The sequence below is a fragment of the Shewanella sp. MEBiC00475 genome, assembly GCF_005234075.1.
GTDB lineage: Bacteria > Pseudomonadota > Gammaproteobacteria > Enterobacterales > Shewanellaceae > Shewanella > Shewanella polaris.
In genome coordinates, this window is sequence record NZ_CP039928.1 from 679144 (window position 1) to 704095 (window position 24952).

The 24952-nt window shown below is 41.5% G+C and carries 18 protein-coding genes; 12 read left to right on the forward strand and 6 right to left on the reverse strand.

Annotation, left to right across the window (positions count from 1 at the left end):
• The first annotated feature begins 42 nt into the window (after positions 1-42).
• Both FCN25_RS03015 and FCN25_RS03020 read left to right on the forward strand, forming a co-directional pair.
• On the forward strand, positions 43-1839 hold the full coding sequence (locus FCN25_RS03015; protein WP_137221832.1) for an ATP-binding protein: 1797 nt from the start codon (positions 43-45) through the stop codon (positions 1837-1839).
• 2 nt (positions 1840-1841) lie between these two features.
• On the forward strand, positions 1842-3215 hold the full coding sequence (locus FCN25_RS03020) for a sigma-54 dependent transcriptional regulator (protein ID WP_137221834.1): 1374 nt from the start codon (positions 1842-1844) through the stop codon (positions 3213-3215).
• Here the strand turns inward: FCN25_RS03020 and FCN25_RS03025 are convergent.
• From FCN25_RS03025 to tesB, 3 genes are all read right to left on the reverse strand, one after another.
• On the reverse strand, positions 3212-4450 hold the full coding sequence (locus FCN25_RS03025) for an MFS transporter (RefSeq protein WP_137221836.1): 1239 nt from the start codon (positions 4448-4450) through the stop codon (positions 3212-3214). The two genes, FCN25_RS03020 and FCN25_RS03025, sit on opposite strands and share 4 nt — an antisense overlap.
• Before the next feature lie 97 nt (positions 4451-4547).
• Positions 4548-4949 carry a YbaY family lipoprotein gene (locus FCN25_RS03030; protein WP_137221838.1) on the reverse strand — a complete coding sequence of 134 codons (402 nt, stop codon included), beginning with the start codon at positions 4947-4949 and terminating at the stop codon, positions 4548-4550.
• 10 nt (positions 4950-4959) lie between these two features.
• Positions 4960-5820, reverse strand: coding sequence for an acyl-CoA thioesterase II (gene tesB / locus FCN25_RS03035; RefSeq protein ID WP_137221840.1), 861 nt, complete (start codon positions 5818-5820; stop codon positions 4960-4962).
• A gap of 220 nt (positions 5821-6040) precedes the next feature.
• On the opposite strand from tesB, the gene FCN25_RS03040 reads away from it, so the two are divergent.
• Positions 6041-6919 carry a 1,4-dihydroxy-2-naphthoate polyprenyltransferase gene (locus FCN25_RS03040; protein WP_240778490.1) on the forward strand — a complete coding sequence of 293 codons (879 nt, stop codon included), beginning with the start codon at positions 6041-6043 and terminating at the stop codon, positions 6917-6919.
• Between the two features lie 81 nt (positions 6920-7000).
• On the opposite strand, the gene gndA is transcribed toward FCN25_RS03040, so the two are convergent.
• Together gndA and FCN25_RS03050 are read right to left on the reverse strand one after the other, a co-directional pair.
• Positions 7001-8530, reverse strand: a complete 1530-nt coding sequence (gndA, locus tag FCN25_RS03045; protein WP_137221844.1) for an NADP-dependent phosphogluconate dehydrogenase — start codon at positions 8528-8530, stop codon at positions 7001-7003.
• A 482-nt stretch (positions 8531-9012) separates the two neighbouring features.
• Positions 9013-11409 carry an OmcA/MtrC family decaheme c-type cytochrome gene (locus FCN25_RS03050; protein ID WP_137221846.1) on the reverse strand — a complete coding sequence of 799 codons (2397 nt, stop codon included), beginning with the start codon at positions 11407-11409 and terminating at the stop codon, positions 9013-9015.
• 444 nt (positions 11410-11853) lie between these two features.
• Here FCN25_RS03050 and FCN25_RS03055 point away from each other — a divergent pair, with 444 nt between their 5' ends.
• The 3 genes from FCN25_RS03055 to FCN25_RS03065 are packed head-to-tail and all read left to right on the forward strand — an operon-like array spanning position 11854 to position 15304.
• The gene (locus tag FCN25_RS03055; RefSeq protein ID WP_137221848.1) at positions 11854-12507 is read left to right on the forward strand and encodes a 4Fe-4S dicluster domain-containing protein; all 654 of its coding nucleotides are present in this window, start codon (positions 11854-11856) and stop codon (positions 12505-12507) included.
• A 37-nt stretch (positions 12508-12544) separates the two neighbouring features.
• The gene (locus FCN25_RS03060; protein WP_137221850.1) at positions 12545-14770 is read left to right on the forward strand and encodes an aldehyde ferredoxin oxidoreductase; all 2226 of its coding nucleotides are present in this window, start codon (positions 12545-12547) and stop codon (positions 14768-14770) included.
• 15 nt (positions 14771-14785) lie between these two features.
• Positions 14786-15304 carry a hypothetical protein gene (locus tag FCN25_RS03065; RefSeq protein WP_137221852.1) on the forward strand — a complete coding sequence of 173 codons (519 nt, stop codon included), beginning with the start codon at positions 14786-14788 and terminating at the stop codon, positions 15302-15304.
• Between the two features lie 162 nt (positions 15305-15466).
• Here FCN25_RS03065 and FCN25_RS03070 read toward each other — a convergent pair whose 3' ends face one another.
• Positions 15467-17386, reverse strand: coding sequence for a propionyl-CoA synthetase (locus FCN25_RS03070; RefSeq protein ID WP_137221854.1), 1920 nt, complete (start codon positions 17384-17386; stop codon positions 15467-15469).
• Between the two features lie 319 nt (positions 17387-17705).
• Here FCN25_RS03070 and FCN25_RS03075 point away from each other — a divergent pair, with 319 nt between their 5' ends.
• From FCN25_RS03075 to FCN25_RS03100, 6 genes are all read left to right on the forward strand, one after another.
• Positions 17706-18116: a MerR family DNA-binding transcriptional regulator gene (locus FCN25_RS03075; RefSeq protein WP_137227312.1), complete on the forward strand. Its 411-nt coding sequence runs from the start codon at positions 17706-17708 to the stop codon at positions 18114-18116.
• Positions 18117-18243: 127 nt separating this feature from the next.
• A complete protein-coding gene (locus tag FCN25_RS03080; RefSeq protein WP_137227313.1) occupies positions 18244-19413 on the forward strand; it encodes an isovaleryl-CoA dehydrogenase in 1170 nt (389 codons plus the stop codon).
• 89 nt (positions 19414-19502) lie between these two features.
• Positions 19503-21110, forward strand: a complete 1608-nt coding sequence (locus tag FCN25_RS03085; protein ID WP_137221856.1) for a carboxyl transferase domain-containing protein — start codon at positions 19503-19505, stop codon at positions 21108-21110.
• A 39-nt stretch (positions 21111-21149) separates the two neighbouring features.
• The gene (locus FCN25_RS03090) at positions 21150-21962 is read left to right on the forward strand and encodes an enoyl-CoA hydratase-related protein (RefSeq protein WP_137221858.1); all 813 of its coding nucleotides are present in this window, start codon (positions 21150-21152) and stop codon (positions 21960-21962) included.
• A 2-nt stretch (positions 21963-21964) separates the two neighbouring features.
• Positions 21965-23995: an acetyl/propionyl/methylcrotonyl-CoA carboxylase subunit alpha gene (locus tag FCN25_RS03095; RefSeq protein ID WP_137221859.1), complete on the forward strand. Its 2031-nt coding sequence runs from the start codon at positions 21965-21967 to the stop codon at positions 23993-23995.
• Positions 23996-24886 carry a hydroxymethylglutaryl-CoA lyase gene (locus FCN25_RS03100; protein ID WP_137221861.1) on the forward strand — a complete coding sequence of 297 codons (891 nt, stop codon included), beginning with the start codon at positions 23996-23998 and terminating at the stop codon, positions 24884-24886.
• Positions 24887-24952: the final 66 nt, after the last annotated feature.

A 24952-nucleotide genomic window follows, 5' to 3' on the forward strand; every position in this document is an offset into this window, starting at 1 on the left:
TTTTATCTCATCACTAAGTCATAATAGCCACAGGGAATATGAATGCTTTCATTCTCTAGTATCAAAAAACGGAATTTCTTTATAGGCATGTTGCTTATTATAGGCCTGTTATTCACTCTAAAAATTACATATTGGTATTTACTGGAACAAGGCACAGAGACAATTGCCGAACAGTCTGATAAACAAATCAATGAATTGGTGATTTTTATTGATAATGCACTTTCACATTACGAAAATATCCCAGCGGTACTGGCACAGAACCCCATTTTAGAACAGGGCTTACTCGATCAGCAAAACCCTCAAACGATTGAAAAACTCAACGCTTATCTATCTGAGTTGCAACAAGTTACCGAATCATCAGACATTTACCTTACAGATGCACTCGGTGTCGCTATTGCAGCCAGTAATTGGAATATACCAAACTCTTTTATCAATAATGACTATTCATTTAGGCCCTACTTTATTGATGCTATCTCGGGCAAGTCAGGGCAATATTACGCGGTTGGAACGTCATCAAATAAACGTGGCTTTTATTTTGCGAATCCGGTTTATCATAAGGGTGTGGTATTAGGAGTTATAGTAGTAAAAGTCGATATTAGTTTGATTGAGCAACAAAGTAGTGGAATTGCAATTGCCAGTCAATATGAATTTATGATCAGTGACCCTGATAATATCGTATTTCTTTCGAGTATAAATAGTTGGCGATTTAATTCATTAACACCGCTAACACAAGCCAAACGTTTTTCGCTAAATGCTTCCAAACGGTATGCAAACAGGCCTATTGGAGAACTCCGTTTGAGCCCTGGTTTTATCGTCAGTGATGCCGATACATCTCAGGTATATAAAATATCATCATTAGACGGGAACGCTAAATACCTCGAACGGCATCAATTAATGCCAAATGCTAATTGGAACGTTCATATTCTCGCGCCAATGAAGCCTTTATATGAATCGTTACCACCGGTCATGTTATTGGCCGCTACCCTGTATTTATTATTGGCATTATTTATACTGTACAGTATAGAGCGTCGTAAAAATTTGCGCAGAATGCGTCAAGAACAAAATCAACTAGAACAACGCGTAAAAGACCGTACCTTAGCATTAGAACAAGCCAACACGCAGCTTAAAGATACCCAAGATGAACTAATCCAAGCAGCAAAGCTTACTGTGATTGGCGGTCTTTCTGCCAGCATTAACCATGAACTTAATCAACCTTTGGCTGCATTAAGAAGTTACGCCCAAAATACTCAAACGTTTATAGATCGTAATATGATTGATGATGCGGGAAGTAATATCAAAATAATGATAGAACTAACTGACAGACTTGCTGATATTATTGGTCAATTTAAGAGTTTTACCCGCAAATCCCAAGGTAAAGATAGTGCCATTGAAGTTAACCAATCCATTGAGCAAGCACTCACTATCGTTCAGCCCGAAATGGACAAACAGAGTGTTAGGTTGTCATTAACGTTATTAGATGGAAAATGCCAAATATGGGGCGACAGTGTCAGACTACAACAAGTATTAGTTAACTTAATAAGTAATGCCATTGTTGCAATGCAGCAATCCACTGAACGACTGTTGCGAATTGAAGTCTATTGCGACAGTAAAGTGAATATTAATATTCAAGACAATGGTCCAGGCGTAAGAGAAAGCCAAATGAGTAAAATATTTGAGCCCTACTACACCACCAGTGAACGCCAAGGATTAGGGCTAGGATTATCTATATCGCAGCGAATAATCGAATCAATGCAAGGCTCTATCACTGTCGAGAATGCACAACAAGGTGGCGCCATTTTTCATATTATTTTGCCGCTTTATTTACGTGAGGAAGTGTAAACGTGACCCAAATACAAGACATCAACAACTACCAAGTCATTATTGTTGACGATGAGCCGTATATCGGCACAGTATTACAGCAATTATTTAAGCTAGAAAACATCAAAGCTTTGGCCATTACCGACCCACAGATCATTGCTCACCACATCAGTCCAAATTGGCCAGGGATAATAATCTCCGATGTGAATATGCCACAATTAGATGGCTTAAGCTTATTACAACAACTAAAGAAGCAAGATAATGACTTGCCCGTTGTATTGCTGACCGGATTTGGTGATATTGCCATGGCAGTCGATGCATTAAAAAAAGGTGCTTACGACTTTATCGAAAAACCGTTTAACAACGAACATATATTAGATGTGACCAAACGCGCATTGGATAAACGATCTTTAATCCTAGAAAACCGAAAATTAAAGCGCGAACTAGAATCTCACATCGCACCTGGCCCACGAATTCTAGGCAACAGCCCAAGCATAATGAAGATGCGTAACTTAATCGACCAAGTACTCGACACACCTGCAGATATTATGATTGAAGGTGAAACTGGTGCAGGTAAAGAATTAGTCGCACGCTATTTACATGATCATTGCTATCGAAACAAAGCCAACTTTGTTGCTATTAACTGCGGGGCAATCCCTGAAAACTTAATCGAAAGCGAACTCTTTGGTGCAGAATCAGGAGCTTTTACCGGTATAGATAAACGTCGTATTGGTAAATTCGAATACGCCAACGGTGGCACGCTATTTTTAGATGAAATCGAAAGTACCCCAATGGCGTTGCAAGTTAAATTACTTCGAGTGTTAGAAGACCGAAAAGTAGAACGTTTAGGATCTAATACCCTTATCGATCTAGATATTCGGGTGATTGCCGCCACAAAACTCAACCTACAAAAATTATGCGAGCAAGGTCTATTCAGACAAGATTTACTTTATCGTCTAAACTTAGTCACCATCGTCATCCCACCACTTCGAGAACGTCTCGAAGACATACCATTATTATTTTTGCACTTCGCTCGCATTGCATCTGCACGTTACCATAAAGCGTTAATCGCATTAACTCCTCAACAAACCATAGTGCTTAGCTCTCATGATTGGCCAGGCAATGTGCGTGAATTACGCAATTTAGCCGAGCGTTACGTATTACTTGGCGCTGAAGCCGCTTTTGCAGGTAACTTAGACAATCACACCACCATGCATACGAGTATGTCACTGCAACAACGAGTTGAGTTTTTTGAACGAATGCAGATTGAAGAAGCATTAAGTCACAATAAAGGCAGCATAAAATTAACCATGGAACAACTCGAGCTACCGCGTAAAACCTTGTACGATAAAATGCGCAAGTTCGACCTTGATAGAAAGCAATTTATCGAGAGCTAATTAGACGCGGATACATCAACGAGCTGCTGCTTTTGATGTATCCCTAAACGCCAAATAGCCACCAGCAACAATGCTAAAAGGCTCATAGAACCCACCACAACCCCATTCCATTCAGCTTCATGCCAAAACAACATTAGGTATGGCCCACCTAAAGAGGCACCAAGATAATAACAACATAAATACAGCGATGTAGCCTTAGCACGATGAGTGGTAGCTCGAATGGCCACAAATGAATTGCAACAGCTATGGGTTAAGAAAAAACCACAAGCGTTAATCAAAAAACCGATAACAATCGCTGTTAGTGTATCCACCAAGGTCAACAAGGTACCAACTAGCATTAAGCATAGTGCTACTCTAAATAATGGCATTGAACCATAACGTACAATCCATTTTGCCGACAGGTAAGACGCAAAGGTGCCACTTAAATAACATAAAAAAATCAATGTTGCGTGAAAGCGACTCAAACCATAGGGTTCAGCCATAATATGCAACTGAATAAAGCTAAACTGATTAACCATCATCATAAATGCTAAGCCACCAATAATATAAGCCAAGCGCATTTGAGAGTCAGACAAATGAAACACAAAACCGTCAATATCTTGTTTAACCTTACGCAGCAACGACACTCTTTGTTTAATTATTTGGGGCTTAATTTCTTTTCGTGGTAATAAATATGTTACTAATGCCACACCCATTAATGTCACCACAAACACCAAACCCATAGACGACTGCCATGACAAGTTTTGTGCCATCAATCCACCAAAGATTCGCCCCGCGATTCCGCCAATACTGTTGGACATTATGTATACAGCAGCAGCTTTCAGCATAAATGAAGGTGCCAATTGATCTTTAAAATACGCCATTGCAATTGCAGGAACTGCCGCTAACAAAATTCCCTGCAGTAAACGCACCCACAATAAATCATCAAATGTTTGAGCAAATATTAATAAGATATTTGATGCAGCTAACAGCCACAAACTCACAACGATAGGAGCTAGCCGCCCAATTCTGTCAGATAATATCGCATAAAAAAGCAATGAAAATGCCAACGTAAAACTGGTAACAGACAACACTAAAGTGGCTTGTGCGCCCGACACATCAAAATGCTCAGCAATAGAAGGCAACATGCCTTGTACCGTGTACAAATTAATATAAATCACCATAGAAGCGATACACAAAGCCCAAATCAAACGAGTTTGCGCATGAGAACGATAAATAGGGGTTAACTCTGTCATAAACAACCTAAACAACACTATTAGGGTAGAAAAAGATTATTACCCGTCACATGAATAAATCAATGACGGGGCTAAGAGTTTGTGAGCTACGTTGTTGTTACCTTTGCTTAACGCGCTTCATTAAGACTTGAGTGGTAAATTGACCGTTATTGATCACATGATACTTATTATAAGTCTGAAAAATAGCTTTGCCTTGGTAAGTAATCATCGCAACCACACCATAATCAATACTATTATTAATTAACTCCGCCGGTAAGGTAAATTTAAACGGTACAGGTGCTGTGGCAATATCAAAATTTTTCTGTGAAATAATCGCACCAGGGGTATTAAAATCAATCAAGGCAATGTTAATTTTACAACCTTGAGGCAAGGCAACTTTTTCAGCATAACCGGCATAGCCATAAACAATCACAGGTTTTTCTGGTTCTACGGTTACACAACCATTTAGCATCAAAGTCATGAAAGCGACAAACACTAATATTATTCTTTTCTTAATCATTATTTTCACCCTACTTGGTCATTCTGATTAAACCTTCCTGTGTGGCCGAAGCCACAAGGCGTCCTTGTTGATCAAAAAACTGTCCTTTAACAAAACCACGCCCACCGCCAGCATTTGGGCTATCAATACAATACAAAAGCCACTCCTCCATATTAAATGGCCTATGAAACCACATCGCATGATCAATAGTCGCCATTCGCATGCCCGACGTTAAATAAGACACCCCATGGGGTTGAGTCGCGGTGGCTAAAAAATTAAAGTCTGATGCATAAGCGAGTAAATATTCTTGAATACTGTGATCTGAAGGGACTTGGCCATTAGCGCGTATCCAAACATAACGTTTAGGTTCACATGGACTAGGAGCTATCGGATCAATAGGATTAACTGAGCGCATTTCTATTGGAGAATCTGCCATAAACTTTTCAAGCATTGCCGCAGGTACTTTATCACGCATGGTCATCGCGAGTTCTTGTTGATTCAGCAACCCCTCAGGCCCAGGCACATTTGGCATTTTGTCTTGATGACTAAAACCTTCTTCAACAGTCTGGAATGAACAGGCCATATAAAAAATTGGTCGACCTTTTTGAATAGCCTTCACTCTACGCGCACTAAAATTGCCACCATCACGCATATTTTCAACATCATAAATTATCGGTAATTTTTCATCACCGGCACGTAAAAAATATGAATGTAAAGAATGTACATGGCGATCTTCACTAACGGTTTGTTTTGCCGCGCTTAATGCTTGCCCCATTACCTGACCACCAAACACATGTCCAAAACCTAAATCTTGGCTTTGGCCACGAAACAGGCCATCCTCAAGTTTTTCAAGTGATAATAATGACAATAAATCGTTTAATACCTGACTCATAACACCTTCTCTACAACATCAATTAACCTTAGATTACCTTAGTTAAGCTGATTTTTTCTAGCTTAATCTATCCTAATGACTGAATTTAGTTTTCAAATGACAATTTCTAAAATAGTGATGCAACGCAAATATTCATATCTGCAGTTTAATTGAATATTTGATATGCTATTAGACATGACTAATCAATGCTGCGTCTCACAATATTATGCAATCTAGCTCAATTCAATCATGGTTTATGGCGATTCGTCCTCGAACGTTACCTGCTGCAATTGGTCCATTATTAATTGGCAATATGCTCGCCATCGGGCTAGAACAATTTAGCTTACTCATCGCCTTTACTTCAATGCTATGTGCCATATTGTTACAAATATCCGTTAACCTCGCTAATGACTATTTTGACTTTAAAAATGGCATCGATACCGAAGAACGAATTGGCCCTGTTAGAGTAACCCAAAGCGGTATCCTTGCTCCCTCAGCGGTGCGTAATGCTATGATCGGATGCCTAATCACAGCGTTATTAGTCGGTTCATTGCTGATTTTTCATGGTGGATGGCCCATTGCTATTCTTGCTGCGGCCTCTATTTTAGGTGCGTTATGTTATAGCGGAGGCCCTTATCCGCTTGCCTCACATGGATTAGGCGAAATAGCTGCATTCGTGTTTTTTGGTCTAGTGGCCGTTGTCGGCAGTTATTACCTACAAGCAGGAGCAACCACGTTAACAGCATGGTTACTTGGTTGTGCCATTGGCTTTTTTAATGCCGCTATCATGCTAGTTAATAATACTCGCGATATTTCTACCGACACCAAAGCAGGTAAAAATACTTTGGCCGTTCGTATTGGTGAGGCGCAAGCAAAAATTCTGTATCAAAGCTTTGTCTATTTACCTTTTGGGATCATCATAGGGGGCTTTTTGTTAGGTTCACTCGATGGATTGCCGGTATTGTTATCAGGCGTATCATTAGTCATTGCACGAAATCTCAGCCACGAATTTCATAATAATTCTGGTGAGGCATTAAATCCGATACTTGGCCAAACAGCAAAATTAACTATGATTTTCAGTCTACTATTTAGCACTGGATTGTATTTTTCTTTGGCTTAAAAACCTTATAACGTCAACGCAAAAACCATTAAAAAGGCGCTTAATTTTACAATTAGGCGCCTTTTTTAGCGATGTTACCGACTACATTTTAGATAACGTACGTTGCTTCGCACTCCAATCTAAATGGTATTTATCGCCCGCAGGTTTGTCTACACGCTCAAAGGTGTGCGAACCAAAAAAGTCACGCTGACCTTGTAACAAGTTAGCGGGTAATGTTTCGCAGCGGTAACTGTCATAATATGCAATCGCAGAACTAATACATGGTGCAGGAATACCTTGCATAACAGAGGCCGCAACCGTTTTACGCCAATTAAGATGTTTCTGTGACAATGTTTGACTAAAACTGTCAGCCATCAACAAGTTTTCAAGGTTTGCATCATCTTGATAAGCCTGAGTAATTGATTGCAGGAACCTAGCACGAATAATACAACCAGCTCGCCAAATTTTAGCTATTTCAGCAAAATCTAAAGACCATTTTTGCTCTTTAGCATTCATCGCCATCAGCTGGAATCCTTGCGCATAGCAACAAACTTTGGCGCAATATAATGCATCTTCAAGATTAGCAATAAACTCCACTTTTTCTGCATCACTAAAACTAACAGGTGCAGGGCCTGCAAGCTTTGCGTTTAACTGCATACGTAAGTTTTTCTGGGTACTCACTGCACGTGCGTAAACGGCTTCTGCAATGGTTGGTGCTGGACAACCAATTTGTAAACTACTCACAGCAGTCCATAGACCAGTGCCTTTTTGACCCGCTTTATCCAAAATCATTTCGACTAGCGGTTTACTTGTTAATGGATCGGCTTGCTGCAAGACTTCTGCACTGATTTCCATAAGATAACTGTTAAGAATGCCTTTATTCCAACCATTGAACACATCACCGATGTCATGGGCAGACATGCCTAAACCATCACTGAGTAATTGATAGGCTTCGCAAATAAGCTGCATATCCGCATATTCAATACCGTTATGAACCATTTTAACATAATGACCAGAGCCAGCAGGACCAATATAAGTCGTACACGGCTCACCTTCGGTTACTGGATTACCCGGTTCAAAACGCTCAATAGGTAAACCGGTTGTCGAATCCACTTTAGCGGCAATGGCTTTCCAAATCGGTTCAACATAACGCCATGCGCTTTCATGACCACTTGGCATTAATGACGGGCCAAAACGTGCGCCGACTTCACCACCAGATACCGCTGAACTAAAGAAAACAAACTGATCTTTATAACGTGCTTCGCGTTCTATTGTGTCAGTCCATAAACTGTTGCCAGTATCGATAACAATATCGTTTACTTCAATACCTGCCTCTATCAGAGATTTACACACACCGTCTACTGGTGCGCCGGCAGGCACTGATAAGACAATAACTCGAGGGGTAGTCAAATTGGCAAGCATTTCTGAAAGATTATGACAAGCTTGCATGCGTACTGCTATACCCGTTTTTCGCTCGTTTTGTTCTTGAGTAATCGCGGCATTAACTTTCTGAGTATCTAAATCGAAAACAGCAACATGATAGCCGTTATCTGCTATGTTTAATGCAAGGTTTTTGCCCATCACACCGAGGCCAATAACGCCGACGTGAGATTGTTTGAAGTGGTTAGTCATTAGCATATTTCCACTGGTCACAGAGATTAATCGCGTAGTGCGAATCCATTTGGAAGATGATTATACTGATTTATGTAACTAAATTACAGTCACAAAATGTGCATACACTATTACATAAAATGCAATATAGATAATAAATAAAACACTATCCAAAATACATCATTAAAGACAATAGCTTAATAAATAATATCAACACAGGTTAAGAGATGGGGTAAGTCCGCCAATATCAGAGTTTTTTGCCTATTTCATATCAAACTTGTCTTTTTTTTACTCACTATGGATATTGACACACCTATAGCGCATCTATATAAGTCAATAAGCACCATTAGTTAGTAAGACAAGATGATTTAATCACCGTTTATTATCTTGAGCGTAGTTATATAAAATCAATGATAAAATAAAGGTTGATACTTTTCAGTATCAACCTTTATCACTCTATTTTACATTATTTAATGAACGATATTTTAGCAATAAGCTATCGCTTATTTAACGCCATGCATAACATCGACACCTTCACTTTTCCCCTCAGCATGACAAAGAATACAGCTTTCATTACCGGGTTGATAAATAGCACCTGAACTCGCGTCGGCTTGATAAACACCGCCAAATGCTCTCGCATGTCCGGCCCATTGATCAATATTGCTGTGGCAAGTCGCACAAACTGACACAGTAGGTGAATACTCTGCTGTTTCACCAGCTAACGTTGCACCTTTTCGTGCCACAATAACTGAAGATTCATATGCTAAGTTTTCTAATGTTAACTGACCCTCATCATGGCAAGCACGACAATTACTTGCATCACCAGGATATGTCATCATTTCACGATCACCGTCAATCGTATCTTGAGTTGTACGCGTATTGGCATGCAACGAATGCACTAACTCACGATAACTCAAACTATTTTCAAGTGTTCTAGATGCTTTGATACTTGCTTCACCAGGAGTATGCATAACAGTCGCATTCATGAATTTAACCATGTTATTACTATGACAACTTTTACAACTACCATCAGCCAAACCTGTGGCTATTTGTGGTGCGTGACATGATCCACAATCAGCGCCGTTAGCAGGAGCGACTAACATAGAGTGAGCGGTATTGATGCGGTCTTGGAACTGATTATCATGACAGGCAACACACTTTTGCTCACTAACAAGTTCAGTGTATTTTGTAACGTTTGCTGTTAACGCAATAGCAGAATCAGCTGAAACTTCTACCGATGTTGCGGTGTCGGATTCACATGAAGTCACAATTCCAGTCTCTTTATCGCCACAAACAAAAGCTTTAGCGTATAACGAACCCGTAGTCGTAAGTCCAAAATCTGCCGTATTAATATTGCTAATTACAGCGGTAATTTTGTTGTCAGCTCTCACTAGGCTAACATTATCGTCACCATCAATAAGGTTCCATACTAATCGTTGGCCATTATTGGCTGGCATATTAACTTGGTTTTCATTACCAACCGCAACTAACCATAAACTTTCAAATGAAGGATCGGAGTCAGGGCTTAAACTGAGGCTATCGAACGTTAATTCGGCGGTTAATGTGCCAGCATCGCTATCTAATACACTACTTGTCAGTGCAAATTGATATTTCGCTGCTACGGTTTCATTAATTTTTGCCATCGCATTATGGAATAAAGCAGAACCTAGCGGATTATTAGCATCTGGATGGCAGCCACTACAGCTCATGTCCCATGCTTGTGGAAAAGCATCTCGATCATGAAATAACCCAACAGCAGTTCCATCCCAGTTTTCTGGCGCATATTTTTCATGACAACTTAAACAGCTTTCTTGGCCAGGATATTGATAAAAATTGGCTTGTGGCACCACGTCTTCAATATGACATTGCTGACATTGATGCATATCGCCAGGATAAGTTACACCACTATAATCATGCACTGAACCATGATAACCAACAATCACATAATCACTCTTATGAATTTTATGTACTAATGTTGCCATACCAATACTGGCACCCGTTTCAGGATCACCAGAATAACTGGTGTGACACATCACACAACCTTCATAATCAAAGCGCTTACCACCATGCATTAATATACTGTTGTCAGATGTTAAATCAGTAGTGTGACAACGATTACAACTTTGTTCTTGAGATACCAACATACGACTGTCGGCAGGATCAGCTTCGACACCCGTGAGAGGATCAAAATCAAATGTAGTATTAACCAACATGGTAGAAGCAGATGCTTCAGCGTATGGCAATAACTCTAGATAGATACGGTGAACTAACTCTGGGGCATAATGAGTATCAATAGCATCAATTGCAGAATAGCTTTCTAATGTTTGTTTAAAAGTATAACGATATACTCCATTACCTATAGATGTTATGCACTCCACTCCGCAATCGGTTTCAATGCCAGCTTGCCATTGACTCCCTTTATTCTCATCCCAACCGGTTTTTAAATCATTATCAGCCACATCTCCAGGTTCAACGAGATTATTAATGTAACTAGTCCACTGAGGTTGTGGGGATAAGTCAGAATTTTCTTCTGCAGTAACAATGTCTTGATCACTATTTAATGGTCTAATTCGTTTTTGTTCGTCACCTAATTTGGCGATACCGGCGCCAAGTGTCGGAATAGACTCTAATGTATCGAGACCGACAACGGCAACACCGTTGGCATTGCTTAAGTAAAAATCAAATGAAACAGTAAGATTATCATCAATTGAGACCGTTTCTATTGATGCTTTTAAAGATTTAGCCGACAAAATAGAAACATTTACATTCCCATCGCCAACCTCCTCTCCCACTGGATCATCTGAACTATCCGAACAAGCCGTAAGCGTAAATATGGGAACCAATATAAATGGCAGCATCAACCATGGCTTATATTTCCCCGCTAATTTTACATTCATCATAGGTATTCCTTTTTTATTTTTGTCACGGACAACTCTATTTATAATGATTTCTTATCTGGAAGAATATTATCGTGATTAAGATCATGTAAATAATTATATTGGTACAATTTGACTAAATATTAATTAAATATACAACCAGCATTTGTATTACAGAAAGCTAAATATGAAATCGGCAATTATAAAATGTAGAATTAAACTAACTTATAATCCAAAACAGAAAATACCAAAGTTAAAATATAATAAACTAATACCTAAAACTCAATCCAATATAATATATTCGCTTAAATAGTGACTCATTTTATACATTCACAAAATTGTGGACAATTGCGGATTCAAACGTGATCAATATCAACTTATTTCAATTATTATTAGCCAATACTTACACTAGATTAATTAAAAGAATAATTATATTTTCAGTTAATAACTAATATAAGGAAAACGAAAATGATTACAAGGAGAACGTTACTTGCCAATGGAGCAAAAGTTGCTGTTGGTACAGTTTACTACGGAACCTTGGCTAGTTTTCTAACTGGTTGTGGTAGTAGTGATGATGATACAAGTGAAACCCCTGTAGTAAAAGTTCTTGCTGGTGGGTTAATGGTCGTAAATCCTGTTTATTGTGTTGGTTGTCGTCGTTGTGAAATTGCTTGTAGTTGGAGTCATGGAACCTCTGCCGTAAGCCCAAGCACAGCAAGAATCAAAGTTGATAGAAATCTTAATTTTGGTCCTTTAGGTGTTCAAGCCAACTATGAAGACCAGCGTGGCGAACAAGGAGATCGCACTATTGTTCCGTCTACATGTCGCCAATGTGATGTCTGTATGACTGTTTGTCCTCAAGGCGCTATTTATATCAATGAGGCCACAGGAGCAAGAGTTGTAGATGACTCTCTTTGTGTTGGTTGTGGCTATTGTGCAGACAAGTGCCCACAACAAGTTATCACAATTGATAGCCTAACAAGAAAGTCACTTAAATGTGATCTTTGTGAAGGAGCTCCTAACTGCGCCCAAGTTTGTCCGACTGGTGCTATCAAATTTTATACTTGGGAAGACGCCGTTGCTGCAGTAGAACAGCATGAGAAATATTTAACTCTCATTTAACTCTCATTTAAATATTAATAAATTTTAAGGAATCATTATGAGTAGTAAATTTGGCGGATGGGCTGGTAATATTTTACGTGTTAACTTAACAACGAGTAAAATAACAAAAGAGCCAACTTCAAAGTATCACGATTATATTGGCGGCATGGGAATTGGTTATAAAGTATTATGGGATAACCACGTCGATGGAATTAAAGCAACAGATGAAGAAAACAGATTAGTTATTTCAGCCGGCCCACTAAGTGGTTCTGGCGCGATATGTTCTGCACGAACAACTATTACCTCTCGAAACCCTGTAATCAGGGGGCATTTAATTACTGATGGACATTTTGGCGGTCACTTTTCACCTGAATTAAAATATGCTGGATACGATGCAATCATTATTGAAGGTAAATCGCCTTCGCCAGTGTGGTTAAAGATTCTTGATGACAAAGTTACAATTGAGCCTGCTGATTCATTATGGGGCCTCGGTATATTTGATACATTTGCCGCCATTAGTAAAATGATGGGACAACAAGCACAAATAGCAGCAATTGGTCCTGCTGGGGAAAACTTAGTTGCACAATCGACTTTTCAAACCCAAGGCGGTCACTCTGCCGGTGGACATGGCTCGGTATTAGGTTCTAAAAAATTTAAAGGCATTGGTATTATCGGTACGGGTCGTGTTGAAATTGCTGAAAGTACAACCAATGAACAACTACGTGCACTTGATGATCACATTCTAGGTATTATCGGTGCAAACAATAATGGGGTAGTCCCTCATGACCCTCAGTCTTGGGCAGAATTTAATGCTGGTATTAGTCGTTGGCGTGGAGGTCCTGGGGTGACTTGGGGTGCAGCAGATGACCCAGTTATTCTGGAAGAAACACCATGGGATGACCGTCAAAAAGTCGGTATGCGCACATCAATGGCCGAGATGTATTTTGGCCGTGAAGAAGCCAATAAAATATTTAAACGCCCTGGCGGTTGTCATTCATGTCCTATCCGGTGTTTTTGTGAACTCAAAAACCCTAAAATGAAAACTGAGTATAATTTACCAACAGAATACATCACCAACACGTGTATGGGATTTCTAGATCCTTGGTATTCCATGGGAAAACCTGGGAATGGTGAAAAAAAGACTGATATCATGACTATTGGTGGTTATTACATGGATAACCTCGCGATTTGGAGTGCCTATGGTCAATTGTCACACATAATGCGTGAATTCACTAAACGTTCATTTTGGGAAATTTTATTACCTGCTGAAGAATTTGCAGCAATAAATTGGGAACAGTATGCAAATCTAGATGCCCACTTTATGCAAGATTATTATACTCGTATTGGTTTAGCAAAAACTTATAATGGCTCGAATTATTTTGGACGTTTTCTCGGTACCGGATTACACAATTTTATTAATGATGAAGGTGAATTGTATAACATTCAAGATGTGCTTGATGATGTTGAATCACCAAGAATGGCAGGATTAACATTTGCCCTTGAATCTGATGCTGAAGAGAATTTATTAGGTCAAACCTACAGTGTGTTCCTTGATGAAGGTGTACATGTCTTTAACCGTTCAATGGTGGGTGGTCTACACCATGCGAGTGAAGCCGCTGGGCAAGTAGGTGCATTATTAGCAACAGTGTTTAACCGTGACCCACAATGTCACTCACACATTAATTTAATTAATTGTGGCCTACCTTATGCGAAGATTGCTGAAGTAGCAGAATCAATGTGGGGCGAAAATGCTTTCGACCCAGTAAAACACTACTCAGCGATGAATGTTGCTAAAGCGAAGTTTGCCAAATGGTGTTTAGTTAAAAACGTTCTGCATGATTCTCTTACTGTATGTAACTGGATGTTCCCACTGCTTGTTTCTCCTGATGTTAACAAAGACTATCTTGGTGATAGCTCAATCGAATCACAAATGTTCTCTCTTGTTACAGGGATTAAAACATCTGAGCAAGAACTTGATGATAAAGCAGAAGGCGTGTTACAACTTCACCGTGCATTATCAGTACTGCAAATGAAAGAACCAGACCAACGTAACAAGCACGATGCGTTATGTGAGTGGGTTTATGACATGGATCCAGAAGCTGCATTTGGCGATGAAGGTACCATAAAAATGGATCGTGACGACATTCAACTTGGATTAGACTTGTTCTATGAAGAAATGGGCTGGGATCAAGCAACCGGTGTTCCTACACGTGCCACCCTTGAGAAATTTAATCTTGGCTACGCAGCAGATAGACTTGAAGGCTTAGGTTTATTACCTGCTTAATTCGATGGTGAAATTATGATTGAATTAGTTGATTACATCCGTTTATTAAGTCGAGATGGTCGCCTTGTTACTGCAGATCAAATTATTGCAGTAGCAGGTCTAGAGTTAGAAATAGAGGATATCAATGCCGCATATCAAACATTAATTGAAGATGAACAATATGCAGATATTGTTATTATCGAAGCAAAAGATGATTTTTACTTTTACTCTAAAAAGTACATAGTAAAAAGTTACGCGGTGCAATGGATTGGTGTTCACAATGGTGATTTACTTGACACAATAGCTAACGAAGTTAGACGCTATTCAGAACTAGGTGAAGTTATTCCTGCAAGTAACTTCACTCATCCTCCCTATAATTTGGAGAAGGCAGAGTTAGGTGAATTATTAGGTAAATTCCAAGCTGCAGAAGGCTTTGATGATATCGGTATGCAAACATCTAACGACGGAGTTGAGCAATTTTTTTCAACTAAATTTATAACAATCAAGTACGCATCGGTTTTGGGTAATGTAGATCCTTTTGAATATTCTGCATAACCCAATAATATAAACGATATTAAAAAGTGCCAAGTTAATACTTGGCACTTTTTTAATTATTCGAATCCTAATCTTCACGTCAATTAACCTATTTCAATTAACCTATTTTCAGCTCATAACAACATACACGCCTCAATATATTTAATTCAGCCAATCACACCATTAAACGGTTAACTCTTTAGCCAATGCATCGGCATAACCCATCTTAGTCAATGCACTACGAATGATGTCCAAGGTCATCGGGTCTTCAATCGTTGCCGGAACCGTATATTCATTATTATCGGCAATTTTGCGCATTGTAGCGCGCAATATTTTACCCGAACGGGTTTTGGGTAATTTTTGTACCGCACTCACTAATCTAAATGCTGCAACGGGGCCGATTTCATGGCGCACTAATGCAAGTAGCTCTTTGTATAAAACCTCATCTGACAAAGTGACGCCATTTTTAAGCACCACTAACCCAAGTGGCACCTGGCCTTTAAGTTTATCTTGCACACCAATTACCGCAGCCTCTGCGACAGCCTCGTGTTGGCATAACACCTCTTCAAATCGACCTGTGGACAAACGGTGTCCAGCAACATTTATGATGTCGTCAATCCGGCTCATAATGTATAAATAACCATCCTCATCAATATAACCCGCATCTCCGGTTAAGTAATAACCTGGATACATAGACAAGTAACTGTCGATATAGCGTTTATCGTTTTGCCATAAAGTCGTCAACGTACCCGGTGGTAAGGGCTGTTTAATTACTACATTTCCACTTTCATTCGTGGCCACTTGTTCGCCCATGGCATCTAAAATTTCAACTTGATAACCAGGCACAGCTCTTGCTGGCGAACCCGCTTTAATTTCAATAGGGTCAGTTCCCATTAAATTTGCCGCCACAGGCCAACCAGTTTCAGTTTGCCACCAGTGATCAACCACAGGTTTACCTAAGTGTCGCTGACTCCAGTTTAGGGTTTCAGGATCGCAACGCTCACCCGCTAAATACATTTGCTTCAGACAGGATAAATCAAATTGTTTGATGAAGTCGCCTTCTGGATCTTCCCGCTTAATGGCACGAATAGCCGTTGGTGCAGTAAAAAAGCTCCGCACTTGTTTTTGTTCGATAATACGCCAAAATGCGCCAGCATCAGGAGTACCAATAGGCTTACCTTCATACATTATGGTTGTTGCGCCAACCAGTAATGGCCCATATACAATGTACGAGTGCCCCACCACCCAACCCACATCGGATGCAGCCCAAAAAACATCGCCTACACCAATGTCATAAATGTGTTTCATCGACCACGCTAATGCAACAGCATGGCCGCCATTATCACGCACAACACCTTTAGGTTGCCCTGTTGTGCCTGAGGTATATAACACATACAAAGGATCGGTTGCATCGAGCGATACACACTCAGCGTCTGGCGCATCTACTAGCGCTTCGTACCAATTAACATCTCGGGGCGAGATAAGCTCAGCTTGGAATTCAGTACGATTTAAAATAATACAATGGTCAACTTTATGACTTGCTTGAGATAATGCGTCATCAAGTAGAGGCTTATACGGTACAACACCAGAAGGCTCAATACCGCAAGAAGCTGATAATATTAGTTTAGGTTTGGCATCATTAATGCGGGTCGACAACTCATTCGCTGCAAAACCACCAAATACCACTGAGTGGATAGCGCCAATTCGAGCACATGCCAGCATGGCATAGGCAGTTTCTGGCACCATTGGCATGTAAATAACCACTCGGTCACCTTTTTCAACACCTAGAGACACCATCAATCCAGCCAATCGTTTTACCTGCGCCAATACAGATTGATAACTGATTGAGTATTCATTTTGAGTGACAGGGCTAATATAATGAATCGCAGTTTGCTCTCCTCTTCCTGCCAATACATGGCGATCTAAAGCATTAAAACAAGTATTCATTTTTCCATCAGCAAACCAACGATAAAAAGGTTTGTTGCTATCATCTAAGACCATTTTTGGCGCAAGGTCCCAACTAATGGCCTTTGCTGCTTGTTGCCAAAAGACTTCGGGCTCGGCTATCGATTGTGCGTGCATTGATAGTCCCAAATCAGCCATGTTGCTCTCCATTCATCAACTTATATTGTAATGATTATGAGCAGAACTCATCGAATAGCCCAATTAGACAAAGGGATAACATCCATCAACATTGACAAAAAAGCCTATAGTTTCAATCGAGTGTTTAATTGCAAGCAACCCAATAACCACTAATAAAATATCCACAAAATAACAATAGGTTAAGGTATAATACCCCCATAAGTGGCAAGCAAAATTAACACACACTTAGCCAAATATAATTTGAAACCCACCCTTGCAAACTTTACCTTTACGTAAACTTCATATATCTTGCATCAAAAGGAACACTTTTGGTGACATGATGAGCACAATCCATAACCCACAATCGACATATTCTATCAGTGACTTATCAAAAGAATTTGATATCACCACCCGCAGTATTCGTTTTTACGAAGATCAAGGTTTGATTAAACCTAAGCGTCGTGGACAAACACGCATATACAGCCTAAAAGACCGAGTCCGTTTAAAACTCATATTACGCGGTAAACGCCTTGGCTTTTCGTTAGCTGAAACCCGCCGTCTATTTGAGCTTTACGATGCAGATAAAAGTAGCTCTACTCAGCTCAACACCATGCTTGACTTGGTTAACGACAAAAAATCAGCATTACAACAACAAATGGACGACATTAAAGTCGTGCTCATGGAACTCAATTCCGCCGAACAACAATGTAAAGCGGCATTAGTGGATAACTCAGTTAACAAAACCAAATAACAACAAAATACAAATGGCTGACTCAATTCAGCCAATAGCTTTGCCCCACTGCCAAAAACGCAACCATAAAGCGTTGGCAGCACATTTATTGCCAGACGATAATAAAAATTCAACAGGACACAAGCAAATGAGCAACTTATATACCAGCCTAAACTTCGGTTTAGGTGAAGATGTAGATATGTTACGTGACGCCGTTCGTGGTTTTGCCGCCAACGAAATTGCCCCCATGGCCGCCCAAGTCGATATCGACAATGCGTTTCCAAATCAATTATGGCCAGTACTTGGCGATATGGGTTTATTAGGTGTCACTGTTGATGAGCAATATGGCGGCGCTAACATGGGCTATCTGGCTCACGTGGTGGCAATGGAAGAAATCTCCCGCGCATCAGCATCTATTGGATTAAGTTATGGCGCTCATTCAAACTTATGTGTGAACCAAATTAACCGTAATGGTAATGACGCTCAAAAAGCCAAATACTTACCTAAGCTCGTCAGCGGCGATCACATTGGTGCACTTGCCATGAGCGAACCCAATGCGGGTTCTGATGTGGTTTCAATGAAACTGCATGCTCGCAAAGAAGGCGATCGCTACATCTTAAATGGCAATAAAATGTGGATCACTAACGGTCCTGATGCCCATACCTATGTGATTTACGCAAAAACCGACTTAGAAAAAGGCGCACATGGCATTAGCGCTTTTATCGTCGAGCGTGAATCGAAAGGTTTTAGCCAAGCTCAGAAACTCGACAAGCTCGGTATGCGCGGTTCGAACACTTGTGAATTGGTATTTGAAGATTGCGAAGTACCAGAAGAAAACATCTTAGGCGGCCTCAACAATGGCGTAAAAGTGCTAATGAGCGGCCTTGATTACGAACGAGTGGTGTTGTCTGGTGGGCCATTGGGCATTATGTCTGCTTGTATGGACATCGTAATCCCGTACATTCATGAACGCGAACAGTTTGGTAAGTCGATTGGTCAATTCCAACTAGTACAAGGCAAGTTAGCCGATATGTACACAGGTATGAACGCTGCACGCGCTTATGTTTACAGTGTTGCCAAGTCATGTGACCGTGGTGAAACAACCCGAAAAGATGCCGCTGGCGCCATTTTATACAGTGCAGAACTTGCCACTAAAATGGCTTTAGATGCTATTCAATTATTGGGCGGCAATGGCTATGTAAACGAATACGCAACAGGGCGTTTATTGCGTGATGCCAAGCTTTACGAAATTGGTGCAGGAACCTCTGAAATTCGCCGCATGTTAATTGGTCGCGAATTGTTTAACGAGTCAAAATAGCCAGCCTTTACAGTACGAAGGCGACATATCAAGCGTGCCATGTCGCCTTAATCAAGCCCCCTATTTTTTGCTTCATTAAGGATATAGAAATGACGCAACTGAGCAGCCGTATCAATCCTCGCAGTGACGAATTTAAAGCCAAGTCAGACAGCATGGCGTTATTGGTCGATGATCTTCAACAAAAACTCAAAAAAATCGAACAAGGTGGTGGCCCTGTTGCCTTAGAACGCCATTTATCTCGTGGTAAATTATTGCCGCGCCAGCGCGTTGAAAAGCTGCTCGACCCGGGTTCACCCTTTTTAGAAATATCGCAATTTGCCGCTTACGAAGTCTATGACGAAGAAGTCCCAGCGGCAGGCGTTATTGCTGGTATCGGTCGTGTCAGTGGTGTTGAGTGCATGATCATCGCCAACGATGCCACGGTCAAAGGTGGCACATACTACCCAATTACCGTGAAAAAACATTTACGTGCGCAAGACATCGCTAGCCGTTGTCACTTACCGTGTATCTACTTAGTCGATTCAGGCGGCGCGAATTTACCCCGCCAAGATGAAGTATTTCCAGACCGCGATCATTTCGGCAGAATTTTTTATAATCAAGCAAAAATGTCAGCCAAAGGTATTCCGCAAATTGCTGTCGTTATGGGTTTGTGTACCGCAGGCGGCGCCTACGTTCCTGCAATGGCCGATGAATCTATTATTGTCAAAGATCAAGGCACCATCTTTTTAGCCGGCCCTCCATTAGTGAAAGCAGCAACCGGTGAAGAAGTCAGTGCAGAAGAACTTGGCGGTGCAGAAGTTCACACTAAAATATCGGGTGTTGCCGATCATTTAGCACAAAATGACGACCACGCGCTTGAGCTTGCTCGCCGTGCAGTATTGCGTCTTAATCATCAAAAAGAAATCAAAAGCTTATTAAGTCCAGCCAAACCTCCTAAGTTCGATATCCATGAATTGTACGGCATTGTCGGTACGGATCTTAAAAAGCCGTTTGATGTAAAAGAAGTCATTGCCCGTGTGGTTGATGACTCTGATTTTGACGAATTTAAAGCCAACTACGGTGCAACCTTAGTGTGTGGTTTTGCGCGTATTCACGGTTATCCTGTCGGTATTGTGGCCAATAACGGCATTTTGTTTTCGGAGTCGGCGCAAAAAGGCGCTCACTTCATTGAACTGTGTTGCCAACGTAAAATTCCGCTGTTATTCCTGCAAAACATTACCGGCTTTATGGTGGGTAAAAAGTACGAACACGAAGGCATTGCTAAACATGGTGCCAAAATGGTAACCGCAGTATCTTGTGCCAATGTGCCTAAATTTACCGTCATTATCGGTGGCAGTTATGGCGCGGGTAATTACGGTATGTGTGGTCGCGCATTCGAACCAACCATGATGTGGATGTGGCCTAACGCGCGTATTTCGGTAATGGGCGGCGAACAAGCTGCAGGCGTATTAGCCACAGTGCGCCGCGATGGTTTAGCTCGTAAAGGCGTTGAATGGTCTGCAGAAGATGAGCAAGCCTTCCGTAAACCAATTGTTGAGCAATACGAAAAAGAAGGTCATCCATATCATGCCAGTGCCCGACTTTGGGATGATGGCATTATTGATCCGGCGCAAACACGTGACGTGGTCGGCTTAGCCTTATCGGCAGCATTAAATGCTCCTATTGAAGACACCCGCTTTGGGGTGTTCCGCATGTAATTCATGTGGTTAATTCAGATAAATAAGGAGTAAAAAATAATGCTATCAAACCAATACAAATTCATTGAATGCCGTCTATACCAAGGCGTGGCAGAGCTCATTTTAAACCGAGTTGAAGTGCATAATGCCTTTGATGAAGTGATGATCAGCGAGATGATCCAGGCTATCGAACATTTTGCCAAAGACAGTCAATGCAATATGTTGATATTACGTGCTAATGGCAAAAACTTCAGTGCTGGCGCCGATCTTAATTGGATGCGTAAACAAGCACTAATGGACTTTGACCAAAACCTGACTGATGCCCACCAGCTTGCCAAGCTGATGCATGTGTTAGACAAGTTCCCAAAACCAACTATTGCCTTAGTACAAGGCGCAGCCTTTGGTGGTGCATTAGGGCTGATTTGCTGCTGCGATATTGCCATTGCCAACACTCGCGCCAGTTTTTGTTTAAGCGAAGTGAAGTTAGGGCTTATCCCTGCTGTGATAAGTCCGTATGTGATTCGTGCCATGGGTAATCGCCAATCACGCCGCTTTATGCTGACCGCTGAACGCTTTAGTGCTGATGTTGCCTTAACTCATCAAGTCATTCACGAAGTTAACGACGACTTAGATGCTGCTGCTGCACCTTTTATCGCAGCATTTAATGCCAACAGTCCTCAGGGCATGGCATGGGCAAAAAATCTCGTATCGCATTTAGAAAACGGCGTGATTGACGACGCTACGCTCAATTTTACCAGCGAGCAAATTGCCCGTATTCGTGTATCAGATGAAGGTCAAGAAGGCCTTAATGCTTTCTTTGAAAAACGTACGCCTACATGGCAAGCCGCTAAATCTGATCCACAAGGAGCCTAATAATGTTTACCAAATTACTGATCGCTAACCGTGGTGAAATTGCTTGCCGTATTATTAAAACGGCTCAAACCATGGGTGTTCGCACCATCGCCCTTTATTCCGATGCCGACAAAGATGCACGTCATGTGGCCATGGCGGATGAATCGTTTTACTTAGGTGGCAGCGCCCCTGCCGACTCATATCTAAAAGCCGACTTAATCATCGACATCGCCAAAAAATCGGGCGCAGAAGCGATTCATCCTGGATATGGTTTTTTATCTGAAAATGCCGAGTTTGCTCGTAAATGTGAGCAAAATGGTATCGCCTTTGTCGGGCCTGGTAGCGATGCGATTGATGCTATGGGCAGCAAAAGTGCCGCCAAAGATATCATGTCAAAAGCCAATGTCCCTTTAGTGCCGGGTTATCATGGCGACGACCAAACGGATGCCACGTTAATAGCCGAAGCCAAAGCAGTTGGCTTCCCGTTACTGATTAAAGCAGCCTACGGTGGTGGTGGTAAAGGAATGCGCATCGTTGAAAACGACGGTGAAATTCTTGAAGCTATTAAATCCGCACGCCGTGAAGCCAGCTCGTCATTTGGCAATGACAAACTGTTAATGGAACGCTACTTACGTCAACCACGTCATGTTGAAGTGCAAGTGTTTGCCGACACTCAAGGGAACACTATTTACTTATCTGATCGTGACTGTTCTATTCAACGTCGCCATCAAAAAGTGGTTGAAGAAGCGCCAGCCCCCGGTTTGTCTGACGAACTACGAGCACAAATGGGTAACGCCGCCGTTGCAGCCGCCAAAGCCATTGATTATGTTGGCGCGGGCACCGTTGAGTTTTTACTGGATACCGACAACAGCTTCTACTTCATGGAAATGAACACCCGTTTGCAAGTGGAGCACCCAGTTACCGAAATGGTGACTGGCCAAGACCTAGTAAAATGGCAGTTAGTTGTCGCCAGTGGTGGTGAATTACCGCTGCGCCAAGATGAAGTGCGTATCCATGGTCACTCATTTGAAGTGCGAATTTACGCTGAAGATCCGCAAAACGAATTTTTACCTGCCAGCGGTAAGCTAAACTTTTTACGCGAACCAGAACAAAATCGTCACGTGCGTATCGATTCAGGTATTCGTGAAAACGATGTCATCAGTAACTTTTATGACCCGATGATCGCCAAATTAATTGTGTGGGACGAGTCACGCCCTCGCGCACTACAACGTTTAGTACACGCACTTGAGTCATACCAAATCAGTGGCCTTAAACATAACATCGAGTTTTTAGCCAATATTGCTGAACACCCAGCCTTTGCTGCGGCAGACTTCTGCACCGACTTTATTGAGCGTTATGGCGACACCTTAATTGGTGATGCTGCTATTGAAGCCGACACAGCGTTAGCACTAGCAGGACTTTTTCAAGTCTTATCGCGCAAGAAAGCAGCCAAAGCATTGGCCATTAACAGTGCTGATCCGTATTCACCTTGGGGCCTCGTGAGCGGTTTTAGACTCAACAGTTCAAGCGTGCATCATGTGTCGTTATTAACTGACACATCAGCCGAAGTGCAACAGCATGACTTGCTACTGACCGCCGTTGGCGAGCAATATCAATTGTGTTTACACGACCAAGTGTTGACGTTAGCGGGTGAATTGAAAGCCGACTTACTCTTAGCTGAGATTAATGGCCATAAGAGCAAAATCCCTGTTAGCCATCAAGGCGATGACTTTACGCTATTTCTACCTTCTGGCAGTTATCACTTTAAAGCCATATTGGCTCAAGTCATTGAAGAAGTGATTAACCATGCAGATAAGCTTAAAGCACCAATGAATGGCACTGTTGTGACCCATTTAGTGGAAGTGGGCGAGCAAGTCAAAGCAGGCCAAGGCTTATTGGTAATGGAAGCCATGAAAATGGAATACACTATCGAAGCACCGTTTGATGGTGTGGTGAGCGAGTTTTATTTCCAAAGCGGTGAGCTTGTGAGTGACGGTGCACAACTATTAAATGTTGAACCATTAGCCATTGAAGCAAACGTCGAGGAAGCGTAAATGTTATCCACTAAAGTCAGCATTTTTGAAGTCGGTGCGCGTGACGGTTTACAAAATGAAGTGCCAGTGACCACTGCAGACAAACTCACGCTAATAACACAACTTGCCGATGCAGGTGTTAAGCGCATTGAAGCGGGCAGCTTTGTGTCACCTAAGTGGGTGCCACAAATGGCTGATTCCGATGCCGTATTGCACCAACTCAAACGACAAGCTGGTGTGGTTTACAGTGCATTAACACCTAACCTAAAAGGGTTTGAACTAGCCCTTACTGCAGGCGCGGATGAAGTGGCTATTTTTGGCGCTGCATCAGAAAGTTTCAGTCAAAAAAATATTAATTGCTCTATCGATGAGTCAATCGAACGCTTTATTCCGTTAATGGAAGCGGCCAAAAAACACAATATAGCAGTGCGCGGGTACGTGTCTTGTGTGCTTGGTTGCCCATACGAAGGCGATATTGATGTTAATGAAGTCGCTAGAGTGTCTGAGATCCTTTTCCAGATGGGTTGCTACGAAATCTCATTAGGCGACACCATCGGCGTTGGTACTCCCAATAAAGCACTGCAGATGGTTGAGGCGGTCGCCAAAGTGGTTCCGGTTGATAAGTTAGCTTTGCATTTCCACGACACATACGGCCAAGCGTTAGCCAATATTCTGGCTTGTCTCGACACTGGTGTCAGCGTGTTTGATGCATCGGTTGCCGGTCTCGGTGGTTGTCCATACGCGAAAGGGGCGTCTGGCAATCTCGCCACTGAAGATCTGGTTTATATGTTCCATGGCATGGGAATAGATACCGGTATTGACCTCGCTAAGCTTGCACTGGCTGGCGACAATATTAGCCGTATTTTGGGGCGCGCTAATGGGTCTAAAGTGGCAAATGCAATCAGAACATAATCACATATACTCACACTGGTTAGCAGAAAAATACTCACCGTTGTGAACATAACAATAAGGACAACA

Bases quoted from the DNA above. Each gene is read 5' to 3' on its own strand.
- FCN25_RS03025 (WP_137221836.1), bottom strand. From the start codon at position 4,450: ATGACAGAGTTAACCCCTATTTATCGTTCTCATGCGCAAACTCGTTTG.
- FCN25_RS03085 (WP_137221856.1), top strand. From the start codon at position 19,503: ATGACGCAACTGAGCAGCCGTATCAATCCTCGCAGTGACGAATTTAAA.
- FCN25_RS03095 (WP_137221859.1), top strand. From the start codon at position 21,965: ATGTTTACCAAATTACTGATCGCTAACCGTGGTGAAATTGCTTGCCGT.
- FCN25_RS03090 (WP_137221858.1), top strand. From the start codon at position 21,150: ATGCTATCAAACCAATACAAATTCATTGAATGCCGTCTATACCAAGGC.
- FCN25_RS03055 (WP_137221848.1), top strand. From the start codon at position 11,854: ATGATTACAAGGAGAACGTTACTTGCCAATGGAGCAAAAGTTGCTGTT.
- FCN25_RS03080 (WP_137227313.1), top strand. From the start codon at position 18,244: ATGAGCAACTTATATACCAGCCTAAACTTCGGTTTAGGTGAAGATGTA.
- FCN25_RS03065 (WP_137221852.1), top strand. From the start codon at position 14,786: ATGATTGAATTAGTTGATTACATCCGTTTATTAAGTCGAGATGGTCGC.
- gndA (WP_137221844.1), bottom strand. From the start codon at position 8,530: ATGACTAACCACTTCAAACAATCTCACGTCGGCGTTATTGGCCTCGGT.
- tesB (WP_137221840.1), bottom strand. From the start codon at position 5,820: ATGAGTCAGGTATTAAACGATTTATTGTCATTATTATCACTTGAAAAA.
- FCN25_RS03100 (WP_137221861.1), top strand. From the start codon at position 23,996: ATGTTATCCACTAAAGTCAGCATTTTTGAAGTCGGTGCGCGTGACGGT.
- FCN25_RS03030 (WP_137221838.1), bottom strand. From the start codon at position 4,949: ATGATTAAGAAAAGAATAATATTAGTGTTTGTCGCTTTCATGACTTTG.
- FCN25_RS03050 (WP_137221846.1), bottom strand. From the start codon at position 11,409: ATGATGAATGTAAAATTAGCGGGGAAATATAAGCCATGGTTGATGCTG.
- FCN25_RS03060 (WP_137221850.1), top strand. From the start codon at position 12,545: ATGAGTAGTAAATTTGGCGGATGGGCTGGTAATATTTTACGTGTTAAC.
- FCN25_RS03070 (WP_137221854.1), bottom strand. From the start codon at position 17,386: ATGGCTGATTTGGGACTATCAATGCACGCACAATCGATAGCCGAGCCC.
- FCN25_RS03075 (WP_137227312.1), top strand. From the start codon at position 17,706: ATGAGCACAATCCATAACCCACAATCGACATATTCTATCAGTGACTTA.
- FCN25_RS03015 (WP_137221832.1), top strand. From the start codon at position 43: ATGCTTTCATTCTCTAGTATCAAAAAACGGAATTTCTTTATAGGCATG.